Source organism: Streptomyces sp. NBC_01257, assembly GCF_035917255.1.
GTDB lineage: Bacteria > Actinomycetota > Actinomycetes > Streptomycetales > Streptomycetaceae > Streptomyces.
This window is the reverse complement of record NZ_CP108472.1, coordinates 3,183,067-3,204,185: the sequence shown is the minus strand read 5'-3', so window position 1 is coordinate 3,204,185 and position 21,119 is coordinate 3,183,067. Positions and strand designations below refer to the sequence as shown.

Genomic DNA, 21,119 nt, shown 5'->3' with positions numbered 1-21,119 from the left:
CACCGTGGACAAGAAGAACGCTATGCGCGCCGGCGCCGTCGCTGCCGGAACGACGCTGATGATGCTGCTGATGTCGTCCCCCGCGCTCGCGCTCACCCGCGACGACGGCGACGACCCGGGTCCCGGCCTGAGCGTGATCGACACGATCGGTCTGTTCGTCGTGGCGCCCATCGCCCTGTTCGTGGTCATCGCGGGCCTGGTCATGGTCCTCGACAAGTCCAAGAAGCAGGCCTAGTCCCCAGCCAGGACACCCCGGACTTCCCGGGTGCGCCGCCGGTAGCGAGCTACCGTGCGGCGCATTCGCATGTCCGGGCCCGGAGCGCGGCCCGGCCGGCCGGTAGGTTGCGGCCATGATCGAGTGGGACGTCAAGAAGCTCCGCATCCTGCGCACCCTGCGCGACCGCGGCACCGTCACGGCGACCGCCGAGGCGCTGCTGATGACCCCGTCGGCCGTCTCTCAGCAGCTCTCCAACCTGGCCAGGCAGCTCGGCGTGCCCCTCCTGGAGGCGCAGGGCCGGCGCGTCCGCCTCACCGACGCCGCCCACCTCGTCCTCCGTCACGCCGAGGCGGTCTTCGCCCAACTGGAGCGCGCCGACGCCGAACTGACCGGCTATCTGCGCGGCGAGGCGGGCGAGGTGCGGATCGCCGCGTTCGCCACCGCCGTGCCCGCCCTGGTCGTCCCGGCCGTGCAGACCCTGCGCGACGAGGAGCGCCCCGGGCCGGACATCCGGGTCCGGGAGGCCGAGGCGGCGCAGGCGTACGAACTGCTCGTCGCCGGCGAGGTGGATCTGGCCCTCTCCCTGGCCGCCCACGCCCCGACCGCCCGCGACCCCAGGTTCGCGGTGCTGCCCCTGCTCGTCGACCCGCTGGACGTGGCGCTGCCGGCCGGTCACCGGCTCGCCGCCGCGCCCGGGCTGCGGCTGGCTGACCTGTCCGGCGAACCGTGGATCTTCGGCGGCTCGGGCCCCTGGTCCGAGATCACCACGGCCGCGTGCGAGGCGGCGGGCTTCGTCCCGGAGCAGGCGCACAGCGCCTCCGGCTGGACCGCGATCCTCGCCATGGTCGAGGCCGGGATGGGGGTCGCGCTGATCCCGCGCATGGCGTCGGCGGAACGGCAGGGCCGGGACGGTGTGGTGATGCGGGTCCTCGACGCCGACCAGCCGCGCCGCCATGTGGTGGCCGCCGTCCGGCGGGGCGCCGAACGGGGACCGGCGGTGGCCCGGGTCCTCGCGGCGCTGCGGGCGGCCGCCAGACCGTTCAGTCAGCCTTAAGGTTTCATGCTGAAACTTTCGATGGACCTAATGGCTCCTGTCGTACGACAGTGAACGCATGACCTTCGAACAGAATGAGAACCGGCACGAGGACCCCCACGCCAACGACGCGGCACCGTACGGCGGCGGTGACCCGTACGCCGACTACCGCACCACCGACCTCCCCTTCACCGAACTGGTCGACCTCGCCGACCGCCGCCTCGGCGCGGGTGTGATCGCCGCCAACGACGAGTTCTTCGCCGAGCGCGAGAACCTCCTGGTCCGCGAGCGCGCCGTCTTCGACCCCGAGCACTTCGGCCACAAGGGCAAGATCATGGACGGCTGGGAGACCCGCCGCCGGCGCGGCGCGGACGCCGCCCACCCGTTCCCCGCCCCGGACGAGCACGACTGGGCCCTGATCCGTCTCGGCGCCCCCGGCATCATCCGCGGCATCGTCGTCGACACCGCGCACTTCCGCGGCAACTACCCGCAGCGCGTCTCGGTCCAGGCGACCGCCGTCGAGGGCTCGCCCGGCCCCGCCGAACTCCTCGCCGACGACGTCAAGTGGGAGGAGATCGTCCCGCCGACCCCGGTACGCGGCCACGCCGCCAACGGCTTCGAAATCACCGGCGGACGCCGCTACACCCACCTCCGCCTCTGCCAGCACCCCGACGGCGGCATCGCCCGCCTCCGCGTGCACGGCGAGGTCCTCCCCGACCCGTCCTGGCTCGCCACGCTCGGCACGATCGACCTGATCTCGGTGCTGAACGGCGGCAGTTACGAGGACGCGTCGGACCGCTTCTACTCCTCGCCGACCCAGATCATCCTTCCCGGCACCTCCCGCAAGATGGACGACGGCTGGGAGAACCGCCGCCGCCGGGTCCGCGACACCAACGACTGGGTCCGCTTCCGGCTGCCCGCCCAGGGCGCGGTCCGCGCGGTCGAGATCGACACCGCCTACCTCAAGGGGAACGCGGCCGGCTGGATCGCCCTGCAGGGCCGCAACGGCGAGACGGGGGAGTGGTTCGAGATCATCCCGCGCACCAGGCTCCAGCCCGACACCCTGCACCGCTTCCCGCTCCGCGCCCAGGCCGTCGTCACCCACGTCCGCCTCGACGCCTTCCCCGACGGCGGCGTGGCCAGGATGCGCCTGCACGGCTCGCTGACCGAGTCCGGCGCGACCGAACTGGCCCGCCGCTACGAGGAGTCGGGCGCCTGACAGGCCCACAGGCCGGCAGATCCGCAGGCCCCTTCGACCACCGCCCGGCGAACGGCTGAGCCCTGTGCCCCGTTGGCCGGGCGGTTCACCAGATGTCCCGCCACGCACGAGGGCCCGGACCGGCGATGCCGGTCCGGGCCCTCTTCCCGCTGCCGAACGGTCCTGCCGTCCGGTCAGAGCAGGGCGTTGTACGTGCTGATCGTCGACGTCTCGCCCGCGTTGGCGACCTTGACGCGCGCCGCGTAGGGGGCCGTCGCGCTGCCCGTCGCCCGGTACAGCCACAGCACGCCGGCCTTGTCCTGGACGACCAGGTCCGCCCGGCCGTCGTCGGTGAGGTCACCGGGTGAGGTCATCGAACGGTAGGCGCTCCAGCCGCCGCCGACCTTGGTCCGGGCCGCGAACGGCGTCGCCGCCTTGCCGGTGCCCTTGTAGAGCCACAGCACGCCGGAGGTGTCACGGGCCAGCAGGTCCGCCCTGCCGTCCCCCGTCACGTCGCCCGCGCCCGTGAGCTCGTTGTAGGCGCTCCAGCCGCCGCCGACCTTGGTCCGCGCCGCGAACGGCGCCTTGTCGGTGCCGGTGCCGCTGTAGAGCCACAGCACGCCGGAGGTGTCCCGGGCGATCAGGTCGGCCCTGCCGTCGGCCGTCACGTCCGTGACGCCCGCCAGCTTGTTGTAGGCGTTCCAGCCGCCGCCGACCTTGGTCCGCGCGGCGACGACGTTCCAGTCACCGGTCGTGCGGTAGTGCCACAGCACGCCGGACGTGTCGCGGCCGACCAGGCCGCCGCCGCCCGCCTGCACGGTGACCGGGGCGAGCTTGGTGAGCTGGTCGTAGATGTTCCAGCCGCGGCCGACGACCTCCTCGAAGTCGCGGAAGGGCTCCGAGGCCCTGCCGGTGCCGTAGTGGGAACGGAGCATCCCGTCCTTGCCACGGGTCAGGAGCAGGTGGTGCGGCCTGACCGGGTACGGGCTGTCGACCGCGAAGTCGCTCGACGTCTCCGGGTTGTGGGTGCCCCAGTTGTAGACCTCGTACACCGCGGCGGCGTTGACCTTCCACGCCGCCGTCTTCGCTCCGGCGGTCAGCGTGTAGTCGATCGTGACGTCGCCCGGCGTGATGTCGCAGCGGACCTCACCGCCGTAGGCCACCGATCCCAGCGTGTGGTCGCAGGTCGTGTTGTCGCCGCGCGAGACCGAGTCGATCGTGATGCCGGCCTCGGACTCCTCCCAGTCGCGCTGGCCCTCCGAGGGGGCGAACGTGATCGAGAGGTGCCCCGCGTCCACCGCGTGCACGGTGATCGACTGGGTGACCGAGTCACCCGCCTTCAGCGTCGGCGTGTTCAGCGCGAGCGTGTTCTGCGCGACGTGCTCGGCCGACTTGACCGTGATGGTGCGCGCGGCGTGCAGACCGTCCTCGGAGAACGTCGCCGCGGTCTGGGCCTCCTTGACCGCCTTGTCGACGTTCGTGCCGCTCGGCGCGTACGCCAGCCCCACATAGGCCGTGGTGCCGTGCACGGCCGTGGCCGTGGCCGAGACCTCCGGATAGGAGACCCCGCCGTGGGCGTCACAGAGATAGACGCCGACCGCGGTCGCCTTCCTGCAGTCCGTGTCGAGCGAGACCTGGAGGCCCGCCGGTACACCCCCGGCCGCCCAGGCCGGGTCGTTCAGCTGCTTCTTGCTCAGGGCGTAGACCATGGTTCCGTCGGCCTCGTCGTACCACCCGGTCGGACCGAGCTCGGCCCGGCCCTCCCCGGGCATGAGCGTCCAGTCACGCCCCATCTCGAAGGCGAAATAGTCGGCCGCGGCGGCGGGCACGGCCCCCGCGAGGGCGCCGGTGGCAAGGAGCGCCACCGAACCCGAAACGGCCAGGATTCTTCGCATGCAACATCCCCCCGAATGAAGGCGGCAGCGCGTGCTGCCGCGGAACGCCAGGTACCCCCATGGCGTGCCCGGAACCTACACCACAAGGTCACACGGCCTTCACCTGGGCCTCTTCCGCCCCAACGCGGAGGAGGGGCCGGTGTCCTGGACACCGGCCCCTCCCCACACGATGGCTACGCGGTGGCCGCCGCCGCGTCCGCCGCCCGGGCCTTCAGCGCCCGCTCCACACCGGACCGGGACTCCGACATCAGCCGGCGCAGCGCGGCGCCCGGCTCGGCCGAGGCCAGCCAGGTGTCCGTGGCGTCCAGGGTCTCCTGCGAGACGTGCAGCGCCGGGTAGAGGCCGATGGCGACCTGCTGGGCCATTTCGTGGCTCCGCGAGTCCCAGACGTCCTTCACCGCGGCGAAGAACTTCTCCGCGTACGGCGCCAGCAGTTCGCGCTGGTCGGTCTGCACGAAGCCGCTGATGACCGCCTCCTGGAGGGAGTTCGGCAGCTTGTCGGACTCGACGACCGACGCCCACGCCTCGGCCTTCGCCTCCTCGGAGGGACGCGCCGCACGGGCGGACGCCGCGTGCCGCTCGCCCGCCGCCGTCCGGTCGCGCGCGTACTCGGCGTCGATCTCCTCGTCGTCGAGCAGCCCGGTCGCGGCCAGCCGCTGGACGAACGCCCAGCGCAGCTCGGTGTCGACGGCCAGGCCCTCGATCGCCTCGGTGCCGTCGAGCAGCGCCTGCAGCAGATCGAGCTGCTGGGGGTTGCGGGCCGTGGCCGCGAACGCGCGCGCCCAGGCCAGCTGGTGGTCGCTGCCCGGCTCCGCCGCGCGCAGGTGCGCGAGCGTCGCCTCGGTCCACTGGGTCAGACCCGCCTCGCGCCACTCCGGCGCCGCGTACAGGTCGAGCGCCAGCTTCACCTGACGGTGCAGCGACTGGACGACGCCGATGTCCGTCTCCTTGCCCACCCCGGACAGGACGAGCGCGAGGTAGTCGCGGGTGGCCAGTTCGCCGTCCCGCGTCATGTCCCAGGCGGCCGACCAGCACAGGGCGCGCGGCAGCGACTCGGTGAAGTCGCCCAGGTGCCCGGTGACGACCCGCAGCGACTCCTCGTCCAGGCGGACCTTCGCGTAGCTGAGGTCGTCGTCGTTGAGGAGGATGACGGCGGGGCGCGCGGTACCGGCGGGGAACGGCACGGTGGTGCGCTCGCCGTCCACGTCCAGCTCGATCCGGTCCGTACGGACCAGCTTGCCGGTCTCGTCCAGGCCGTAGCAGCCGATGGCGATCCGGTGCGGCCGCAGCGTCGGCTCGCCCTTCGCGCCGGCGGGCAGCGCGGGCGCCTCCTGGAGGACGGTGAACGAGGTGACGTGACCGTTGGCGTCCGTCTCGATCTCCGGGCGCAGGATGTTGATCCCGGCCGTCTCCAGCCACGCCTTCGACCAGGTCTTCAGGTCGCGGCCGGAGGTCTCCTCCAGCGCGCCGAGCAGGTCGGAGAGCCGGGTGTTGCCGAACGCGTGCGCCTTGAAGTACGCCTGGACGCCCTTGAAGAACGCGTCCGTGCCGACGTACGCCACCAGCTGCTTCAGGACCGAGGCGCCCTTGGCGTACGTGATGCCGTCGAAGTTGACCAGGACGTCGTCCAGGTCACGGATGTCCGCCATGATCGGGTGCGTCGAGGGCAGCTGGTCCTGCCGGTACGCCCACGTCTTCATGGAGTTGGCGAACGTCGTCCAGGAGTGCGGCCACTGCGAGCCCTCGGCGTACGAGAGGCAGGCGATGGAGGTGTAGGTGGCGAACGACTCGTTCAGCCACAGGTCGTTCCACCACTCCATGGTCACGAGGTCGCCGAACCACATGTGGGCCAGCTCGTGCAGGATCGTCTCGGCCCGCGTCTCGTACGCCGCGTCCGTCACCTTGGAGCGGAAGACGTACTGGTCGCGGATGGTGACCGCGCCCGCGTTCTCCATCGCGCCCGCGTTGAACTCCGGCACGAAGAGCTGGTCGTACTTGGCGAACGGGTACGCGTAGTCGAACTTCTCCTGGAACCAGTCGAAGCCCAGCCGCGTGACGTCGAAGATCGCGTCCGCGTCGAGGAACTCGGCGAGCGAGGGACGGCAGTAGATGCCGAGCGGGACGGACTGGCCGTCCTTCTCGTAGCTGCTGTGCACCGAGTGGTACGGACCGACGATCAGGGCCGTGATGTACGTGGAGATGCGCGGCGTCGGCTCGAACGACCAGACGTCGTCCGCGGGCTCCGGCGTCGGCGAGTTGGAGATCACGGTCCAGCCGGACGGGGCCTTCACGGTGAACCGGAAGGTCGCCTTCAGGTCGGGCTGCTCGAAGCTCGCGAAGACGCGGCGGGCGTCCGGGACCTCGAACTGGGTGTAGAGGTAGGCCTGCTGGTCGACCGGGTCGACGAAGCGGTGCAGACCCTCACCGGTGTTGGTGTACGCGCAGTCGGCGACGACCTTCAGCTCGTTGGAGCCCGCCACCAGGTGCGGCAGCGTGATGCGCGAATCGCGGAACACCGCCGCGACGTCCAGTGCCCTGCCGTTCAGCTCGACCTCGTGCACCGCGGGGGCGACCAGGTCGATGAAGGTCTCCGCGCCGGCTTCGGCGGAGTCGAAGCGCACGGTGGTGACGGACCGGTAGGTCCCGCCCTCCTGCGCTCCGGAGAGGTCGAGATCGATCTCGTACGCGTCCACGGTCAGCAGGCGCGCCCGCTCCTGTGCCTCTTCGCGGGTCAGATTCGTGCCAGGCACGCGGTCATCTCCTTGATATGCGATGTTTCCGGCCATCCTTCCACGTGAGCCGGGCCCAGGGCGATGTCCGTTTTCCGCCGGACCGCCCCGGCGCGGCGGGCCATTCTCGTCCCATGACCAAATACGAGGCACGCGCGATCGAACCGGCCGCGCTGAAGGAGATCCGGGAGACGGACGACGCGGGACACCCGTGCGTCCCGTACACCGCCACGGACGCGGGAAACCCGCTGCGCTGCTGTCTGCGGGGGAACGAGACGGGGGAGCGGATCGCGCTCGTCTCGTACGCGCCGCTGCGCCGGTGGGCGGCCGCGAGCTGGGCCCGGCCCGGGGCCTATGACGAGCAGGGGCCGGTGTTCATCCACGCGGAGGAGTGCGGGGGCCCGGCGCCCGGCCGCACGGGTTACCCGTTCTCGCGGGCGGGGGCGCTGCGGACGGTCCGGCGCTACGACCTGGAGGGCCACATCGTGGGCGGCCGGCTGATGGAGATCCCGGCGGACGAGGAGCGGGGGTACGACGATGCCTTCGCCGAGGCGTTCGCCGACCCGCAGGTGGCGCTGGTGCACGTCAGGGCCGTGGAGTACGGCTGCTGGCACTTCGAGGTACGCCGGACGGACTGAGGCCCCCTCGGCGGCCGAGGAGCGGGGGCCCGGGGACGGAGCCCCGGACCCCCGCGGTGGGGCGGAACGCGGTCAGCCCGCGAGCTCCGCCGCGACCAGCTCCGCGATCTGCACCGCGTTCAGCGCCGCGCCCTTGCGCAGGTTGTCGTTGGAGACGAAGAGCGCGAGGCCGTGCTCGACGGTCTCGTCGACCCGGATGCGCCCGACGAAGGACGCGTCCTGGCCGGCGGCCTGCAGCGGGGTGGGGATCTCGGAGATCTCGACGCCGGGGGCGTCCTTCAGCAGCTCGTACGCGCGCTCCACGCCGATCGGACGGGCGAAGCGGGCGTTGACCTGGAGCGAGTGGCCGGAGAAGACCGGGACGCGGACGCAGGTGCCGGACACCTTCAGCTCCGGGATCTCCAGGATCTTGCGGGACTCGTTGCGGAGCTTCTGCTCCTCGTCCGTCTCGAAGGAGCCGTCGTCGACGATCGAGCCGGCCAGCGGCAGCACGTTGAAGGCGATGGGGCGCTTGTAGACGCCGGGCTCGGGGAAGTCGACGGCGCCGCCGTCGTGGGTCAGCTTGTCGGCGTCGGCGACGACCTTGGACGCCTGGCCGTGCAGCTCGGCGACGCCGGCCACTCCGGAGCCGGACACCGCCTGGTACGTGGCGACGGTCAGCGCCTCCAGGCCCGCCTCGTCGTGCAGCGGGCGCAGCACGGGCATGGCGGCCATCGTGGTGCAGTTCGGGTTGGCGATGATGCCCTTGGGGCGGTCCGCGATCGCGTGCGCGTTGACCTCGGAGACGACCAGCGGGACCTCGGGGTCCTTGCGCCAGGCGGAGGAGTTGTCGATCACGACGGCGCCCTGGCCGGCGACCTTCTCGGCGAGCGCCTTCGACGTCGCGCCGCCGGCGGAGAAGAGCACGATGTCCAGGCCGGTGTAGTCGGCCGTGGAGGCGTCCTCGACGGTGATGTCGGTGCCCTCGTAGGTGATCGTGGAGCCCGCGGAGCGTGCGGAGGCGAAGAGGCGCAGTTCGGCGACGGGGAACTTCCGCTCGGCCAGGATGCTGCGCATGACTGTGCCGACCTGACCGGTGGCGCCGACGATTCCGACCTTCACAGGAACTCCTTCAGACGTACGAAAGGGCACGGTTGCCGCTCCATGATGCGTATGTCCACGGCTTCCTTGTCCAATCCATTGTCCGACCTGCGGACGGCCGCCGCGAGGGCGCGCACAGGGCAGTGGGGCGGGCGCCCGTTGAGCGCCCGCCCCACTGTCGTACGGATCACATGTTCAGCGCGATGCCGTTACGGCGTGACCTTCTCGATCACGACGCTGCCGGTGCCCGCCGCGGTGCCGCGGGAATTCACCAGCTGGACCTCGCCGAAGAACTGCCGGCCCTCGGGAGCGGCCCCGGCGACCGCGACCTCGGCACCGACCTGGGCCGAAGCGCCGGAGGCCAGGTTCACGGCCTTCGACTCGTCGACGGAGATCGTGCCGAGCGACGGCGCGTAGTACACGTCGCGGTAGTCGTACTCGGTGGTCCCGGCGGGGACGTCGTACCCGTCGATGACGACCGTGTACGTACCGGCGGCCGGCTTCACCAGGCTGACGGACTCCTCGGAGCCCGCCGTGGTGGAGGTGCCCACCTCGGCCGCGCCCCTGTAGACGTACAGGTCCAGGTCGGCGTTGGCGTCCGAGGTGCCGCCGATGGCGAAGTCGAGCTTCTCGACGCCCTCACCGATGGTGACCTCCTTGACGTACTCGCCGCCCGTGGAGATCGACGGACGCTCGACGTCCGCCGAGCCCAGCGAGCCGCCCTTGAGCTTGCCCACCAGGTCACCGGCGTTGTTGGTGACCGTCCAGTTCACCGCGGCCGGGGTGCCGATCTTCGCCTCGGCGATGGTCTGCACCGCCGGGTCGAAGGTGGCGCCGAGCAGCGAGACATCCAGCTTGTACGGGTTGTCCAGCAGCGGCGACGTGCGCCGGGCCTCGACCTCGATCTCCCAGACGCCGGCCTGCGGGTCGGCGTACGAGCGCACGTCGGGGCGGCAGGTGTTGGCCGGGTTCTCGTAGTTCGGGTAGCAGAACGGCGTCCCGCTGTCCTCCACCGCGACCCCGTAGGGGTGGATGGAGATGAAGCGGGTCTGGCTGCCCGAGCGCAGGGCGCTCATCGCGACCTCGAGGGTCTTGGCGCCCTCCGGCACGGTCACGAAGTACGACGTGGTGCCGTTGCGCTGCACCGAGCCGGACGCCTTGAACGCGTAGACCGGCTTCGTCAGCTCCTTGGAGACGACGACCGTGGCCAGGATCTGCTGGTCCACTCCGGAGGTCTTCGCGTCGTCGACCTGCAGGATCGCGCTGTGCACGCCCGCGCTGCCCGGCTTCGCCTGGACCTTGACCGTGACCGGTGTGCCGAGCGGGAGCGAGACGGTGCTCGGCCCGGTCAGCTTGAACGTGCCGTCGTCGTACTTCCACGACAGCTTGTGGCTGACGTTCCTGTCCGGGCCCGTGGTGCGGGTGACCGTGACGTCGTACGTCTTCTTCTGGCCGGCCTTCAGGCCGCCCTCGCGGTCGTACAGGCCGGTGCCGAAGCCCGGGGTCTTCAGCGCGAAGTCGATCGCGGTGTCGACCGGGGCCTTGACCGTGTACTCGTGCGCCGGGGCGCCCTGCTTCTGGATCTGCTTCCAGGCGGCGACGATGTCGATCAGACCGGCACCCTGGGCGTGCGCGGGCACTCCCTTGATCTGGGTGGCGGTGCTGGTCAGCGCGGTGCGCAGGTCGGCCGGGGGCAGCTCGATGTGCTGCTGCTTCGCGGCGGACAGCAGCAGCGCGGTCGCGCCGGCGGCCTGCGGGGAGGCCATCGACGTGCCCTGGAGCATGGAGTAACCGGCGGGCAGGGAGTAGCCCGCCTCCTTGACCGGCGAGCCGGGCAGCCAGGTCTGCGTCGAGTTGATCGACGCGCCGGGCGCCGTCAGGGTCGGCGTGAAGCCGCCGTCCTCACGCGGACCGCGCGAGGAGAACGGCATCATGTCGTACTTCTTGGTGACGCCGGAGCCGTAGTTCGCGGCCCAGGTCTCCTTGGAGATGGACGCGCCGACCGAGATGACGTGGTCGGCGAGGCCGGGGTCACCGATGGTGTTGACACCCGGTCCGTCGTTGCCGGCCGAGATGACCAGCTGGACGCCGTAGATGTCGACGAGCCGCTTGTACAGATCGGCGCGGGCGTTGTTGCCGTCGTTGAGCGGCGGCAGGCCGCCGATCGACATGTTGACGATGTCGACGCCGCGGTTGATGACGAGGTCGGCCATGCCCTCCATCAGCGCGATGTTGGTGCAGCCGCCGGACCAGGTGCAGGCACGCGAGGAGACGATCTTCGCGCCGGGCGCGGCACCGTTCATCTTGCCGCCGAACAGGCCGTTCGCCGCGGTGATGCCCGCGACGTGCGTGCCGTGCTCGGACTCGATGACACCGATGGAGACGTAGTCGGAGGTGTCCCCGGCGGCGTTGTACACGACGCCCTTGCGGGTCTCGACGACGAACGGGATGCGCTCGACGACGTCGGTGCGCGGGTCGTCCTTGCCGAAGTAGGAGACCTGGTGCTTCTCCTTGTACGGCTTCAGGACGGTGTCGTCGGAGAAGTCCGCGTTGCTGTTCAGGTCCACCCGGGTGGTGCCGGTGACCGGGTCGTACAGCACGGCCCACACGTCGGTGGTGTCGCCGTCGCGGTTCAGGTCGCCCGCCATGTCGCCGCCCTTGGTGGCGGCCTCGGCGAACAGGCTGATCCGGTACGAGCCCTTGGGGGCCGAGTAGGTCAGGCCCTTGTAGGTGAACGTCGGGCCGGACACGGCGTCCGTCATCCGCAGCCAGGTGCCGTCGCCGTCACTGACCGGGTCGGTGGCCGTCACCCAGTCGGTGATCTTGCGCTCACCGGTGGTGGTCTTCTGGAGCGCGGGGTGCGCGATGTCGACGCCTGCGTCCAGGACGCCGATGGTGATGCCCCGGCCGTCGGCCTTCGGGTGCTGCTGGACGAAGTCGACCGCGCCCGTCTCGAAGGACGGGTTGTACGGGTTCTTCGCCGGGGTCTTCCTGCCCGGGGCGGCGTAGCTGCCCGTCGACTTCGCCTTGGCCTTGCTGCCGGTCGCCCGGTCGGCCGCGGGGGTCGGGTCGTCCAGCATGATCTCCTGCTTGAGATCGATGCCGCGGACGGAGCTCAGCTTGGAGGCAGCCTTGATGGTGGCCTCGGCCGATGCGGTCGGCACGGTCGCCCGCACGTACCCGAGCTTGTCGTACGTACGCCCCAGCACGGAGCCCTTGACGGCGTCGAACTGCTTGGCGACCTGCTCGGTCGCGCCGGGTGCGGTGGAGACCATCATGGTGATGTTCTTCTCGCCCTTGGCCTCGGCCTTGGCGAGAACATCGGCGTCGGCCGTGCCGAGCTTGTCCGCCGGGGCGTCGCTCGCGGCGGCCTTGACGGGTGCGGTGGCCGGGTCGTCGGCGGCGAAGACGGGGGCGGCACCGGTGGCGGCCAGCGCGGCCACCAGTCCGGCGGCGGCCGCGACTCGGGCCACGCGTCTCGCTCCGGGTATGTAACCGGGGGATTCGGAGGTCATCAGCATCCCTGTATGTGAAAGAGAGAGTCCGGAAATCGGTACCGGATGACCGCTCACCCTTTCGTAAATGACAGGGGTTTGTGGAGAGTTGTGGGGGGCGAGTTGTGTACATGGCGGGCTTCCGCCACCGGGGTCAAAGCGTCACGAGGGATGAAACGGGCGATACGTGGCGGGTGTCCACCTCACCTGGGCAGGATCATCACGTACGCGGCAGGCGTACGGTCGGCCGCCGCCATCAACGCCGTCCGCACCACGGTCGCCTGCTGCTCCCGGGTGTCACGCAGCTTCCGCGGCGTGAGGTGGACGACCGTGACGCCGAGCCGCTCCAGGTGCTCGCGCCGGGCGGCGTACGCGGACCACTCGGCCTCGTGCTGCTCCTGGCGGCGGTCGTCGTCGAGCCGGCTGTACCGCGGGGCCCTGGTGTCCAGCTCCACCGCCACCGCCTCCTCGGGCCAGTAGGCGTCGACCGCGCCCAGGTGCGGACCGCCGGGCAGCCGCAGGTCCACGTTCCACAGCGGCTCCGGCAGCCCGTGGGACCGCACCATGTCGTACAGCCGCTCCTCCGCGAGCGCCCGCCCCTCGGCGAGCAGCGAGTCCACGGCGTTCACCACCTGGGGCCGGTCGAGCACCTTGGCGCGGTTCAGCTCACCCACCACGACCGCGGGTTCGCAGTGACCGCCGCGGACCGCCTCGGTGAGCAGCCGGCGCACCGCGTGCGCGTCCCCGAGCCCGGCGACGGCGTCCGCCAGGGCGCGGGCCACCGGTGCCACCGGAATGCCGTCCAGCCACTGCGGCCGGGGCAGTTCGGAGGTCCGCACCAGCCGGACGTGGCGCACCGACCGCAGCCGGCGGATGCGCGGCACCAGTACGTCGATGCGGTCCGTGGACACCGTGGGCGGTGCGGCGGAGAAGCCGTACAGCGACAGCGCGGCCAGCCCGGTGATCATCGCCTCGCCGTACCCGGGGTCGGCCCCGTCGGCCCGGGCGGGCGGGGTCCGCCGCCCGGAGGCCGGTGGCCGGCCCGCGTACAGCAGGGCCGACCGCAGCCGCTCCCGGCCGCTGAGCTTTCCCGGGTGCAGCACGAAGACGCCGGGCAGCGGCTGCTGCCACGGCCCGCCGGCCCGGCACTGCTCGGCCGCCCGGGCGGGGGAGATGCCACGGGCCTTCAACTGGGCCGTGGAAAGGACGCGTTGCCGGACATCGGAGGTGATGCGGAGGTGGCAGGGGGAGAGCGGGGTGTTCTGGGTCATGCTCCGGTGTATCCCGCTTGCCACCGGGGCCTGAACCCCTGTTACAGGCCCGTCGACATTCCCGGACAACGCCGTCCTAAAGTACGGGCGTTCGACAGCCGAAAAGACCTGACCCGCCAGGGATTATGAGCCGGGCGCCGGGGGCGCACCAGCTGTCCCGCGCGCCGCACGCGCACGCCTCCCGGGGGCTCCGGTCCGGCCCGTGGCCCGGCGGCATCCAGCCCGTCCGGCATGTGAGGACGGAACCCTCGCCGAGGTGCGCGGCACCCCGACGAGGACGTCACACCGGACGGGCCGGAACACGGTCAGACGGCTGCGCCGTCACACGCCTGCGCACGCAGCGCCCGCGCCAGATCGTCCCGCGCCTCCAGCACCAGCCGCCGCAGCGCCGGGGCCGCGTCCGCGTGCGCGTCGAGCCACGCGTCCGTCGCCGCCAGCGTGGCGGGATCGTCCTGAAGGGCCGGGAACAGTCCCCTCACCACGGCCATCCCGATCTGGATCGACCGCTCGGCCCACACCCGCTCGATCGCCGCGAAGTACGTGCTCGCGTACGGCGCGAGCAACGCGCGCTGCGAGGACTGCGAGAAGCCCAGGATGGTGGCCTCCACCAGCGCGTTGGACAGTGCGTCCGACTCGACGACACCCGCCCACGCCTGAGCCTTGACCGCGGCCGACGGGCGCGAGGCCAGGCACCGCACCTGGTGGCGCTTGCCGGACGCCGTGTCGTCGCGGGCCAGTTCGGCACCGACCGCCGCCTCGTCGGCCGCGCCGTGCGAGACCAGCGGCGACAGGAACGCCCAGCGCAGCTCTTGGTCGACGTCGAGACCGTCGATCCGGGCGGTGCCGTCGAGCAGCCCGGACAGCAGCTGGAAGTCGGTGTCCGATGCGGCGACCGCCGCGAAGAAGCGGGCCCAGGCCAGCTGGTGCTCGCTGCCCGGCACCGCGAGCCGCAGCTCGCGCAGCGCGCCCTCGGCCAGCGCCCGGCCGCCCTCCTCGCGCCACTCCGGGGCGGCGTAGTGGACCAGCGAGGTCCGGGTCCAGGCGTGCAGCATCTGCAGGACGCCGATGTCCGTCTCCCGGCCGGAGAAGGCCAGTACCAGCGCGACGAAGTCGCGGGCCGGCATCAGCCCGTCCCGGGTGAGGTTCCACAGCGCGGACCAGCACAGCGCCCGCGCCAGCGGATCCGTGAGGTCGCCGAGGTGGGCGCGGAGCGTGGCCAGCGACACCTCGTCGAAGCGGACCTTGCAGTACGTCAGGTCGTCGTCGTTGACGAGGATCAGCTCGGGACGCTCGGCCCCGGCCAGCTCCGTGATCACGGTGCGCGGCCCCGCCACGTCCGCCTCGGCCCGGGCGTAGCGCACCAGGTCACCGTCGGGCGTGCGCCGGTACAGGCCGACCGCGACCCGGTGGGGTCGCAGCTCCGGATGCGATTCGGCCGCCTCCTGGAGGACGGCCAGCTCGGTGATGCGGTCCGCGGCGTCGTAGACCGCCACCGGGGTCAGCGAGTTGACGCCCGCGGTCTGCAGCCAGGAGCGCGACCACGAGGTCATGTCCCGCCCGGACGTCTCGGCCAGCACCGACAGCAGGTCGCCCAGCTGGGTGTTGCCGTAGGCGTGCTTCTTGAAGTAGCGCCGCGCGCCCTCCAGGAACGCGTCCCGCCCCACGTACGCCACCAGCTGCTTCAGCACCGACGCGCCCTTGGCGTACGTGATGCCGTCGAAGTTGAGTTTGGCGTCCTCCAGGTCACGGATGTCGGCCGTGATCGGGTGGGTGGACGGCAGCTGGTCGGCGCGGTAGGCCCAGGACTTGCGGTTGTTGGCGAAGGTGATCCAGCCGTCCTCGAAGCGGGTCGACTCCACCATCGCGAAGACGCCCATGAAGTCGGCGAACGACTCCTTGAGCCACAGGTCGTCCCACCACTGCATGGTCACGAGGTCGCCGAACCACATGTGCGCCATCTCGTGCAGGATGACGTTGGCCCGGCTCTCGTACGACGCCCGCGTCACCTTCCCGCGGAAGATGTACTCCTCGCGGAACGTGACACAGCCCGGGTTCTCCATCGCGCCGAGGTTGTACTCGGGCACGAACGCCTGGTCGTACTTCCCGAACGGGTACGGGTAGTCGAAGTTGTCGTGGAAGAAGTCCAGGCCCTGCTTGGTGATCAGGAAGATGTCGTCGGCGTCGAAGTGCTTGGCGAGCCCCTTGCGGCACAGCGCGCCGAGCGGGATGTCCAGCGTCGTGCCGTCGGCGAACGTACGGCTGTAGGAGTCGGTCACGTAGTGGTACGGACCGGCGACGACCGCCGTGATGTACGTCGAGATCGGCTCGGTCTCGGCGAACCGCCACTCCCCGCCCTCGCGGGACTCCTCGGCGCCGTTGCTCCAGACCGTCCACTCCGCGGGCGCGGTCACCCGGAAGCGGTAGGGGGCCTTGAGGTCGGGCTGCTCGAAGTTGGCGAAGACGCGACGCGCGTCCGCCGGCTCGTACTGCGTGTAGAGGTAGACCTCGCCGTCCTCCGGGTCGACGAAGCGGTGCAGGCCCTCGCCGGTCCGGCTGTACGCGCACTGCGCGTCGACCACCAGGACGTGTTCGCCCTCCGGCAGGTCCGCCAGGGTCACCCGCACGCCGTCGAAGACGGCCGCCGGGTCCAGCACGGTGCCGTCCAGGGTCACCGCGTTCACCGACGGGGCGATCAGGTCGGCGAAGGTCGTCGCACCGGCACGGGCCGAGCGGAACCGGATCGTCGTCACCGAGCGGAAGGTCCGCGGACCGGAACTCTGCCCGTCGTCCCCGTCGGGCCCACCGATCGCGGAACGGACGTCCAGTGCGACGTCGTATCCGTCGACGGTCAGCAGCTCGGCCCGCTCACGGGCCTCGTCGCGGGACAGGTTCTCACCGGGCACGAGCACACTCCTTTGTGTCACGTTCGAATAGTTTGATCCTCCCATGCCCCTTCCCGGCCCGGCACGCGGGAATGGCGGGAGCGCCCGGCGGTGTTCTCGGCCACAGGATGCGATCGGTCCTCATGAGGAGAGACATGTCTGACAACAGCACGGTGACCGCCAAGACCCCCGCCGATTTCTGGTTCGACCCGCTCTGCCCCTGGGCCTGGATGACCTCCCGCTGGATGCTGGAGGTGGAGAAGGTCCGCGACGTCGAGGTCCGCTGGCACGTGATGAGCCTGGCCGTGCTCAACGAGAACCGCCTGGACGAGCTGCCCGACGAATACCGCGACCTGCTGGAGAACAAGGCCTGGGGCCCGGTCCGCGTGGTGACCGCCGCCCAGCAGAAGCACGGCGACGACATCGTCGGACCGCTCTACACGGCGCTCGGCACCCGTTTCCACAACCAGGGCGAGGGCCCCACCCGCGAGGCCGTCGAGGCCGCGCTGAAGGACGTCGGCCTGCCGGCCGAGCTCGCGGAGTACGCCGACTCCGACGCGTACGACACCGAGCTGCGCGCCTCCCACCAGGAGGGCATCGACAAGGTCGGCCAGGACGTCGGCACCCCGGTCATCGCGGTGCCCGGCGCGGACGGCGAGCAGATCGCCTTCTTCGGCCCGGTCGTCACCCCCGCCCCGAAGGGCGAGGACGCGGCGAAGCTGTGGGACGGCACGCTGCTGGTCGCGTCCATCCCGGGCTTCTACGAGATCAAGCGGACCCGCACCCAGGGCCCGGTCTTCGACTGATCGCGTGAGCGGGGGCGCGGGGCCGGTGACGGCGGGCCCCGCACCCCGCCCGCGGTGACCCGGCCCCGCCGGAGTTCACACGCACGTCACGCCGGACCCTTGCCGCGGGCTCGAACTCTCGTTCATGATCTGCGGCATGTCAGCCGACGCCCGCACGGACCGGAACGCGGAACCGGCCGCGGGTCTGCCGCGCCGGGTCCGGATCGGGTACGGGCTCGGCTCGCTGTGCACCGGCACCTTCGCCACCGTGCCCGGGCTGATCCTGCTCTACTACCTGACCGACGTGCTGGCCGTGCCCGCCGCCGTCGCGGGCGCCGCGGTCTTCCTGCCCAAGGCCTGGGACGTCCTGATCAATCCGCTGGTCGGAGCCGTCTCCGACCGCAGCCGGCTGCGCGGCGGACCGCGCCGCCCCTTCCTGCTGACAGGCGCGTGCACCCTGCCGCCGCTCTTCGCCCTGCTCTTCGCCGCGCCGCCGCTGCGGGGCGCGGCCGCCGCCGGATACGTGGCGGCCCTGTTCCTGCTGGCCGCCACCGCCTACGCGGTCTTCCAGGTGCCGTACGTGACGATGCCCGCCGAGATGACCGAGGACCCGCAGGAGCGCCGCCGGATCCTCGGCTGGCGGGTCGCCTTCCTCGGCGTCGCCATCCTGCTGTCCGGGGCGCTCGCCCCGGCCATCGCCCATGCCGACGGCGACACCCCGGCGAGCTACCGGCTGATGGGCCTCGCGGTCGCCGTGCTGCTCGCCGCCGGCATGTTCGGTGCCTGGGCCGCCACCCGAGGAGCCCCCGCCGTCGCCCGCAGCGAGTCCGAACCCTCGCTGCGCGCCCAGCTCGCCGCCGCCCGCTCCAGCAGGCCGTTCCGTCACCTCGTGACCATGTGGACGCTCCAGGCCCTGGCGATCGGCGTGATGCTCGCGGGCGTCCAGTACTTCGCCACGTACACCCTCGGCTCGGCGAGCGCCGTCACCCCGCTCTTCGCCTGCCTGATCGGCCCGCTGGTGCTGTTCATGCCGCTGTGGAACCGGCTGGCCCGGCTCCGCTCCACCACGTACGCCCAGTGGTGCGCCTCGCTCCTCTACCTCGTCGGCGCGCTCGCGCTCGCCTTCACCCGGCAGGCCGGCCCGGCCCTCGGCTACGCGGCGGTCGCGGTGATCGGGATCGCCTACGCCGGACTCCAGTTGCTGCCGCTCACACTGCTGGCCGACACCCTCGCCGACGACCGGGCCAGGACCGGGAAGCAGCGGGCCGCGACGTTCACCGGGCTTTGGACCGCCGCCGAGACCCTCGCCTTCGCGCTGGGCGCCGGGGCGTTCGCCCTGGTGCTGGCCGTGACCGGCTTCCGGTCCTCGGACGCCGACCACCGGGTCGCGCAGCCGGAGGCGGCGCTGACCGGGATCACCCTCGGCATGAGCGTGCTGCCCGCCGTGCTGGCCGCGGCGAGCCTCTGGCTGCTGCATCTGTACCGAGCCCCTGATCAGGAAGAGCCCGCCCATGCCGACTGACCCCGCCCCCGCCGTCCCCGCGGCGGACGTCCTCGCCGAACTCACCGCCCTGCGCGGCGCCGACGCCCCCACCCGCGGCGGCCGGACCTTCGCGTACGTCTACGACGCCGGACTGGAGGGCCTGGACGAGCTGGCCGCCGCCGCGTACCGCGCGTACGCCACCGTCAACGGCCTGGACCCGACGGTCTTCCCGAGCGTGGCCCGGCTGGAGAACGACGTGGTGGGCGCGGCGGCGGCGCTGCTGGGTGCGCCAGGCGCGCAGGGCACGTTCACCAGCGGCGGCACCGAGTCGATCCTGCTCGCGGTGAAGACCGCCCGCGACCACGCGAAGGCCGAACGCGGCGTCACCGAACCTCAGTTGGTGCTGCCCTCCACCGCCCACGCGGCCTTCCACAAGGCGGCCGCCTATCTGGGCCTGGAACCGGTCGTGGTGCCCGTCGACCCCGTGACCTACCGGGCGAACGCCGCCGCCGTCGCCGCCGCGATCACCGAACGCACCGCCCTCGTCGTCGCCTCGGCCCCCTCGTACGCGCACGGGGTGACCGACCCGGTCCCCGAGATCGCCGCGGCCGCCGCGGAGCGGGGCGTCCTGTGCCATGTGGACGCCTGCATCGGCGGCTGGATCCTGCCCCATCTGCGGCGCGCGGGACGGGAGATACCGCCGTTCGACCTCTCCGTCCCCGGCGTCACCTCGCTCTCCGTGGACCTGCACAAGTACGGCTACGCCGACAAGGGCGCCTCCGTGGTGCTCTACCGGGACGCGGAACTCCGCCGCCACCAGTACTTCGCGCACGCGGGCTGGCCCGGCTACCCGGTCGTCAACCCCACCGTCCAGGGCACCAAGTCCGCCGGCCTGCTGGCCCAGGCGTGGGCGGTGCTGCGGTACGTGGGCGAGGACGGCTACACCGCACTGGCGGGGCGGGTCGCCGAGGCCTCCGACCGGCTGCTCGCGGGGCTGCGCGCGATGCCGGACGTGCGGGTGCTCGGTGACCCGTCGGCCGGGCTCGTCGCCTTCACCGTCGTGGACGGCCCGGACGGCGCCCCGGGGCTGAGCCTGCTGCTGCACCTGGCCGACGAGATGCGGGAGCGCGGCTGGTACCTCCAGCCGCAGCTCTCCTTCGACGGCCTGCCGCCCAACCTCCACCTCACCCTGACCCCGGCCACGGTCGGCCAGGTCGACGCCCTGCTCACCGACCTCGACGCGGCGCTGGGCTCCGCCCGCGCCCTGCCCCCGGTCGCGGTGGACCCCGCACTGGCCGGGCTGGCCGCCGGGCTGGACCCGTCGAAGCTCGGCCCGGACGAGATCGAGGCCGTCCTGGCCTTCGCCGGCCTCACCGGCGACGGCGGCCTGCCCACCCGGATGGCTCCGGTCCTGGTCCTGCTGGACGCCCTGCCGGGTCCGCTGAAGGAGCGGCTGCTCGCGGAGTTCGTGGGGTCGGTGTTCCGGATCTGAGGGCGCGGGTGAGCCCCCGCACACAGAAGGCCCCCCGCGAGTCATGTCCTCGCGGGGGGCCTTCCTTCATCCGCCTGCCCGGTGAAAGGTGAGAAGACGATCACGAGGCAGGACGTTTCCGGGCGCTGTGCGTCAGGGCGCGAGGAGCAGGACGTCCGCGCGCTCCTTGGCGGCCGCGTACCGCTTCGCCACGTCCTGCCAGTTGACGACGCGCCACATCGCCTCGATGAAGTCGACCTTCTGGTTCTTGTACTGCAGGTAGAAGGCGTGCTCCCAGGCGTCGAAGACCAGGACCGGGACCGAGCCCTGGCCCACGTTGCCCTGGTGGTCGTAGACCTGCTCGACGATCAGCCTGCCGCTGACCGGCTCGTACGCGAGGACGCCCCAGCCGGAGCCCTGCGTGGTCGCCGCGGCCTTCGTCAGCTGGGACTTGAAGCCCGCGAAGGAGCCGAAGGAGTCGGTGATCGCGTCCGCGAGGTCGCCGACGCCGTCCGCCGCGAGGGGCTCACCGCCGCCGTCACCGGTCATGTTGTGCCAGTAGATCGAGTGCAGGATGTGGCCGGAGAGGTGGAACGCGAGGTTCTTCTGGAGACCGTTGATCGCTCCCCACGCCTCCTTGTCCCGTGCCTCCTCCAGCTGCTCCAGGGTGTCGTTGGCGCCCTTCACGTACGCGGCGTGGTGCTTGTCGTGGTGGAGCTCGATGATCTGCGGATTGATGACCGGTTCGAGCGCCGCGTAGTCGTACGGGAGTTCCGGGAGCGTGTACGTGGCCATGGTTCGAACCCTCCAGCTGCTGTCCTGTTGTTATTGCAACCTATATGCAAGAGCAGGCTAACAGCAGGAAGGGGCGGGAGTGGATCAGCCCTTCGGCTTAGGACCATGGCCCCGCGGACCCGTGCGGGCGCACACGGAAACGCCGGGC

Annotated in this window: 14 protein-coding genes; 7 read left to right on the top strand and 7 right to left on the bottom strand. The window is 71.6% G+C overall.

Features of this window, described 5'->3' with window-relative positions:
- The first annotated feature begins 4 nt into the window (after positions 1-4).
- From OG408_RS13600 to alc, 3 genes are all read left to right on the top strand, one after another.
- A complete protein-coding gene (locus OG408_RS13600) occupies positions 5-235 on the top strand; it encodes a hypothetical protein (protein WP_266778799.1) in 231 nt (76 codons plus the stop codon).
- A 115-nt stretch (positions 236-350) separates the two neighbouring features.
- On the top strand, positions 351-1,271 hold the full coding sequence (locus OG408_RS13595) for a LysR family transcriptional regulator (protein WP_326670052.1): 921 nt from the start codon (positions 351-353) through the stop codon (positions 1,269-1,271).
- 58 nt (positions 1,272-1,329) lie between these two features.
- Positions 1,330-2,469: an allantoicase gene (alc, locus tag OG408_RS13590; RefSeq protein WP_326670050.1), complete on the top strand. Its 1,140-nt coding sequence runs from the start codon at positions 1,330-1,332 to the stop codon at positions 2,467-2,469.
- Between the two features lie 173 nt (positions 2,470-2,642).
- Here alc and OG408_RS13585 read toward each other — a convergent pair whose 3' ends face one another.
- Together OG408_RS13585 and pepN (OG408_RS13580) are read right to left on the bottom strand one after the other, a co-directional pair.
- Positions 2,643-4,343, bottom strand: a complete 1,701-nt coding sequence (locus OG408_RS13585) for an FG-GAP-like repeat-containing protein (RefSeq protein WP_266778793.1) — start codon at positions 4,341-4,343, stop codon at positions 2,643-2,645.
- Positions 4,344-4,516: 173 nt separating this feature from the next.
- The gene (pepN, locus tag OG408_RS13580) at positions 4,517-7,093 is read right to left on the bottom strand and encodes an aminopeptidase N (RefSeq protein WP_266778791.1); all 2,577 of its coding nucleotides are present in this window, start codon (positions 7,091-7,093) and stop codon (positions 4,517-4,519) included.
- Between the two features lie 113 nt (positions 7,094-7,206).
- Here pepN (OG408_RS13580) and OG408_RS13575 point away from each other — a divergent pair, with 113 nt between their 5' ends.
- On the top strand, positions 7,207-7,710 hold the full coding sequence (locus OG408_RS13575) for a DUF1203 domain-containing protein (RefSeq protein WP_326670047.1): 504 nt from the start codon (positions 7,207-7,209) through the stop codon (positions 7,708-7,710).
- Between the two features lie 72 nt (positions 7,711-7,782).
- Here the strand turns inward: OG408_RS13575 and OG408_RS13570 are convergent, their stop codons facing one another.
- From OG408_RS13570 to pepN (OG408_RS13555), 4 genes are all read right to left on the bottom strand, one after another.
- Entirely contained in the window at positions 7,783-8,811 is a 1,029-nt protein-coding gene (locus tag OG408_RS13570) for an aspartate-semialdehyde dehydrogenase (RefSeq protein ID WP_326670045.1), read from the bottom strand.
- Between the two features lie 188 nt (positions 8,812-8,999).
- Positions 9,000-12,311 carry a S8 family serine peptidase gene (locus tag OG408_RS13565; RefSeq protein ID WP_326670044.1) on the bottom strand — a complete coding sequence of 1,104 codons (3,312 nt, stop codon included), beginning with the start codon at positions 12,309-12,311 and terminating at the stop codon, positions 9,000-9,002.
- A gap of 176 nt (positions 12,312-12,487) precedes the next feature.
- Complete coding sequence (locus tag OG408_RS13560; RefSeq protein WP_326670042.1) at positions 12,488-13,555, bottom strand: hypothetical protein; 1,068 nt, start codon at positions 13,553-13,555, stop codon at positions 12,488-12,490.
- 305 nt (positions 13,556-13,860) lie between these two features.
- Positions 13,861-16,458 (bottom strand): aminopeptidase N, encoded by a 2,598-nt coding sequence (gene pepN / locus OG408_RS13555; RefSeq protein ID WP_266778781.1) that lies wholly within the window; start codon positions 16,456-16,458, stop codon positions 13,861-13,863.
- Positions 16,459-16,592: 134 nt separating this feature from the next.
- Between pepN (OG408_RS13555) and OG408_RS13550 the strand changes: the two genes are divergently transcribed.
- From OG408_RS13550 to OG408_RS13540, 3 genes are all read left to right on the top strand, one after another.
- Entirely contained in the window at positions 16,593-17,243 is a 651-nt protein-coding gene (locus tag OG408_RS13550; RefSeq protein WP_266778779.1) for a mycothiol-dependent nitroreductase Rv2466c family protein, read from the top strand.
- 136 nt (positions 17,244-17,379) lie between these two features.
- On the top strand, positions 17,380-18,744 hold the full coding sequence (locus OG408_RS13545; RefSeq protein WP_326670039.1) for an MFS transporter: 1,365 nt from the start codon (positions 17,380-17,382) through the stop codon (positions 18,742-18,744).
- Positions 18,734-20,197: a pyridoxal phosphate-dependent decarboxylase family protein gene (locus tag OG408_RS13540; protein WP_326670038.1), complete on the top strand. Its 1,464-nt coding sequence runs from the start codon at positions 18,734-18,736 to the stop codon at positions 20,195-20,197. Before OG408_RS13545 ends, OG408_RS13540 begins: the two co-directional genes overlap by 11 nt.
- 132 nt (positions 20,198-20,329) lie before the next feature.
- On the opposite strand, the gene OG408_RS13535 is transcribed toward OG408_RS13540, so the two are convergent.
- Positions 20,330-20,971 carry a superoxide dismutase gene (locus OG408_RS13535; RefSeq protein ID WP_097866936.1) on the bottom strand — a complete coding sequence of 214 codons (642 nt, stop codon included), beginning with the start codon at positions 20,969-20,971 and terminating at the stop codon, positions 20,330-20,332.
- Positions 20,972-21,119 lie beyond the last annotated feature (148 nt).

What these genes read in the sequence shown, in the direction of transcription:
- OG408_RS13595 (WP_326670052.1), top strand. Translation starts at nt 351, where the DNA reads ATGATCGAGTGGGACGTCAAGAAGCTCCGCATCCTGCGCACCCTGCGC.
- alc (WP_326670050.1), top strand. Translation starts at nt 1,330, where the DNA reads ATGACCTTCGAACAGAATGAGAACCGGCACGAGGACCCCCACGCCAAC.
- OG408_RS13585 (WP_266778793.1), bottom strand. Translation starts at nt 4,343, where the DNA reads ATGCGAAGAATCCTGGCCGTTTCGGGTTCGGTGGCGCTCCTTGCCACC.
- OG408_RS13575 (WP_326670047.1), top strand. Translation starts at nt 7,207, where the DNA reads ATGACCAAATACGAGGCACGCGCGATCGAACCGGCCGCGCTGAAGGAG.
- OG408_RS13565 (WP_326670044.1), bottom strand. Translation starts at nt 12,311, where the DNA reads ATGCTGATGACCTCCGAATCCCCCGGTTACATACCCGGAGCGAGACGC.
- OG408_RS13560 (WP_326670042.1), bottom strand. Translation starts at nt 13,555, where the DNA reads ATGACCCAGAACACCCCGCTCTCCCCCTGCCACCTCCGCATCACCTCC.
- OG408_RS13550 (WP_266778779.1), top strand. Translation starts at nt 16,593, where the DNA reads ATGTCTGACAACAGCACGGTGACCGCCAAGACCCCCGCCGATTTCTGG.
- OG408_RS13545 (WP_326670039.1), top strand. Translation starts at nt 17,380, where the DNA reads ATGTCAGCCGACGCCCGCACGGACCGGAACGCGGAACCGGCCGCGGGT.
- OG408_RS13540 (WP_326670038.1), top strand. Translation starts at nt 18,734, where the DNA reads ATGCCGACTGACCCCGCCCCCGCCGTCCCCGCGGCGGACGTCCTCGCC.
- OG408_RS13535 (WP_097866936.1), bottom strand. Translation starts at nt 20,971, where the DNA reads ATGGCCACGTACACGCTCCCGGAACTCCCGTACGACTACGCGGCGCTC.